Below are 3794 nucleotides of genomic sequence, written 5' to 3'. Positions count from 1 at the left end.
CAACAATATCACACACTTCCAGAAAGACCGGCATAAAGTAATCCTCAATATGAGTGATCGCCATCTCCAGTTCCCGCCGCCCCACTATATACCTCTTCGAGAAGTCCGCATCCAGAAATGCGGGATCTGTGATGGAATGGATGATCGCGATTACGGGCACATAGTCGCATAACCTGCCATAAGCCGATAACTTCAGTTCGTCGTTTTCAGCAGTAAGTTTGGATTCCTGATCCCTCTGCCATGATTGATAGATAAACATCGCATCGGCTGATAGTTCGAACTGGATAACGTGCTCTGCAAATATCGCATTGATTCTTTTGAACCATTTTATAAGGGTGTCGTATTCTGCGTTTATTGCGGCGTCGTCCGGTTCAAATGCCTTAAAATCTTTGGGATACGACGGCATTGCATAGAGATATCTCAATAACCATCCAGACTGAAGATCCAACAAAACAGTATGCTTTGCCAGAGTGCCGGGTGTCGTCGTTAAAAGCGCCGTAAAAAACGGTTTGATGATATCGGTTCGGTTCGGTTCCCCCCCCTTCTTTGAACTTCGCCGCCGCGTGTAATCGCCGCCGCCATGAATGGATAAAAAAACATCCCTCATATTTGACATGTACGATTTCTGCATATCCGCGAGCAGTTGACCACATTCATCAAGTAAATGATATTGGATCGGGTGCTCTGCCATGCTCTCAACAAAACCTTCCGGGCTGAATGAGTTTTCACACCGTCGCGGGGCCCTCGTATCAATCAATCCATCATTTAGGGTTGCTTCGAGAACATCACCGATTGCATCAAGCGCCGTGCTCTTCCGGGATATCGTGCTGGCTCCGAGATTCATTATCCAGACCCCCGGAAAAAACGGTTTCACCGAATGATTAAATTTTATGAAGGCGTTTCTTCGTGTCAATGTCGATATAGCAAAAAGCGCCCCGGTAAAAGCGTATTCCGGGTATGAATCCGATCGCTTCTGCATATGCTGGATATATTTTGAGATCAGGCTGTCGCCCGGCAAAATGGAAAAATCCATCTTAATTTTTTGTGCCTGGTATCCCGATACAAGATCATCTGCATTGGCGATCTCTGTTTCGTCTTCGGCCCGGTTCTCATATGGTGCAAGTAACCCCGCTGCCAGTTCGGCGGCTCTTACCTCATCATCAGGTTTCGAGTTCGTCGGATACCCCGCAGCCGATCCCGCGATCCTCCTGAGTTCATCATCAAATAACGGCGGGTTGCATCGGTTCTTATTGACCGCAGAAATGACGGTGTGTATCTCGTCGCTATTGAAGCCAAAACGCTCTCTTTGCTGGCATGCTATACTAAAGAGGGTGCTGTATCGATACCCTTCTGGGATCGGCTCTGCTCCGTTGATATACGGCGTTCTGGCGGGCTTCCTGCCTCCCTCACCCTTTGCCACATCATCCGGGTAAAAGTGCTTGATATCCTGCCATCTCGCCCGCTTGATTGGCACATCGTTTGTGACCTCATACCGGCTCCCCGAATGGTGTTTGGAAGGCGGGATTACACACTGGCCCCCCACCTTCCAACATGGATCAACGTCTCCTTTGATGGTTCCCCACCCCCCCGGTACGAATACATCGACTCCATGAAGCGTGCGTTTGCCGCGCCCGTCTCTGTATTCGTCCGGGATATCTACCACATCAAAGAACGCCTTAAACTTCCGTTCATCTGAGTATCCCGATACCCGGAAGGTATCGCCGCAAATGTCCATGATACCGGCGGGATCTGCCTCCTCCCGTTTGTCCACATCAAAAATGACAATACCGCCGCCTGGGGCCCCGGCGCATCCGATAACCATATCTCGATCGATACCTGTCTGAAGTTCGGGATCATCGTGTTTGAGTAGGTTCTCAACCGCGTTCCATCGTGGAAAATTGGGGTTTTTGTTATCCCCCTTTGGCTCAAAAACGACAAAGAGAAGATCATCCCGCTTCAACTGATCCGGGATCATCGGATAACCCCCACATCCTGATATGCTGCAACCCGCCCCCGGTGATCAACGATTATACCAACAATACGATTCAGTATTTGACTTGTATCATTGAGTCGAGATACCCCGGTGGATCTGGCTAAGTTCGTCAACCGCCGCTTTGAGATTTCATCATCCCCGCGCCCGATGGTGATTGAATCCTTTATGAACTGGTTGATCGCGTTTAGGCTTGCATCAATCAATTGAAAAACAAACTGAAGGGTTTTGTCAATTCTGGCTGGCGGCTGTTTAAGATCAACATTGACACATATCCCCCGATATACCCCCGGCTCCAGCTGTGCGGGTGTCTGTCGCTCCTTGCGTTTGATATCATCAATGAGAACAACCGGCTCTGGTTCCTCGCAGGGTGATCGCCTGAGTTCTGCGATCTCGTAATCAAGAGACTTGATAGCATCCCGGACCGTATCGCCCGAAGTGCTGATCCGGTATGATCGGCATCTGTACCGGATTGTCCTTTCAACGGTGAAGGCGCTCATCGTGATTCCTCCCAGCGGGCATCCATCGCCGTGATCGCGTCTTCCAGGCGCTGCTCCATTGCGAGAACTTTATCCAACAATACCTTTAAGTATGCAGAACGATCAATAGAAGAGTGACTTACACCCGCCGTGTTTGTCGTTTGGCTTGCTGGATTCGCCCCCGGCAAGCTCCCCCGCATTTCATCGGGCATCGCTCTTCTCCTTTTCTATGATAACGACTTCGCCGCGTTCTGCGAGTTTTTCAGCGGTGATCCGGTATATTGGTTGCATCGCGTGAAGCACATCACGCCGTATCATGATCGGTTCGTTTGGTGCTGATACCGCGATCATGATTGCACCTCGCAGAATAACCGCCCGTATCTCTTCCGGGTGATCAATAGCCCTCTCTGCTCCATCCTCCATACACGGTGCTTAAAACCGGGATAGCTCAATCCCGCGCCATATTTGGCGTGGAGATTTGATAATGTCGTATCAGGATTACCCCGAATATGATCGAGAATAGATCTCTCAAAGTCTGAATTAGTCATTTAAACCACATCCTGCGCTTTTTCTTAGAAAAGCGCTTCCTTGCCGGCTCGTTCGTTTTTATTCGTTCGCGCAGGTTGTGTTTTTACGTTAATGTCACATTCAAAATTGCTTCTTTCAATGCTATCCGGCAATTTACATTTGGTTTATGAGTATAAATACCTTTGTTTTTTGAAAGAAAAAGAAGAATATTGTTTAAAGCAATCTCTTCAAAAATTGCTTATTTCTGTCTGAATTTTGCCCGCTTTACGAAGAGCGCGCAGTTCTGTCAATACGTCGGTCATCAGTTTTTGATCTTCTGATAGTTTGCCTTCCATCCGATCCTCTGCCTCTTCAACGATCTTAAATGCCTCTTCCTTTAAGGTCATACCGCAATTGCAGAACATCGCATCGGGTGGATTCTTCCTCTTGCATCGAGGGCAATCAATCGGTGCAAGCGGGTTCTGGTTCCGGCTTGGATCATCTGTGAGAATACCCGCAAGCCTCAGATCCTTGTCTTCAACATCGCGCCCGCTCAAATGAACATAGGTTGATGGCATCATTGATCCGCTGGTCCATCCAAACTTTACCCGCATCTCTGGTTCGGTGTAATGGCTTGCTCTGTCCGTTGCCCGGCCATGTCGGAAGGCATGAGGATAGATCCTCTTCTCAACCCCCGCGTGTTTGGCTATTGTCTTGAGACTGTTCTGTATCCCTCTTGCACTCCAGCGGACATCCCCCCCCGGCTTTCGAAGGTTGATGAATAGTGGTGCTTTTGGATCTGTCCGTTTTGGGTGTTG

4 protein-coding genes and 1 pseudogene are annotated in these 3794 nt (G+C 49.0%); all 5 read right to left on the bottom strand.

Annotation, left to right across the window (positions count from 1 at the left end; all coding sequences use genetic code 11):
- Positions 1 to 1975: DUF3987 domain-containing protein (locus tag QCH34_RS08520; protein ID WP_300332848.1), on the bottom strand; the 1975-nt coding region annotated here is incomplete at its 3' end.
- Complete coding sequence (locus QCH34_RS08515) at positions 1972 to 2490, bottom strand: hypothetical protein (RefSeq protein ID WP_300332846.1); 519 nt, start codon at positions 2488 to 2490, stop codon at positions 1972 to 1974. The genes QCH34_RS08515 and QCH34_RS08520, both read right to left, overlap by 4 nt.
- Positions 2487 to 2681, bottom strand: coding sequence for a hypothetical protein (locus QCH34_RS08510; protein WP_300332844.1), 195 nt, complete (start codon positions 2679 to 2681; stop codon positions 2487 to 2489). Before QCH34_RS08510 ends, QCH34_RS08515 begins: the two co-directional genes overlap by 4 nt.
- A complete protein-coding gene (locus QCH34_RS08505) occupies positions 2671 to 2892 on the bottom strand; it encodes a hypothetical protein (RefSeq protein ID WP_300332842.1) in 222 nt (73 codons plus the stop codon). The genes QCH34_RS08510 and QCH34_RS08505 overlap by 11 nt, the downstream gene beginning before the upstream one ends.
- 332 nt (positions 2893 to 3224) lie before the next feature.
- Positions 3225 to 3794, bottom strand: a pseudogene (locus QCH34_RS08500) (site-specific integrase); the annotation flags it as partial.

Source organism: Methanocalculus sp., from assembly GCF_029762515.1.
In the GTDB taxonomy this organism is placed as follows: domain Archaea; phylum Halobacteriota; class Methanomicrobia; order Methanomicrobiales; family Methanocorpusculaceae; genus Methanocalculus.
This window is presented reverse-complemented; position numbering and strand designations above follow the sequence as displayed.

What these genes read in the sequence shown, in the direction of transcription:
- QCH34_RS08515 (WP_300332846.1), bottom strand. Translation starts at nt 2,490, where the DNA reads ATGAGCGCCTTCACCGTTGAAAGGACAATCCGGTACAGATGCCGATCA.
- QCH34_RS08510 (WP_300332844.1), bottom strand. Translation starts at nt 2,681, where the DNA reads ATGCCCGATGAAATGCGGGGGAGCTTGCCGGGGGCGAATCCAGCAAGC.
- QCH34_RS08505 (WP_300332842.1), bottom strand. Translation starts at nt 2,892, where the DNA reads ATGGAGGATGGAGCAGAGAGGGCTATTGATCACCCGGAAGAGATACGG.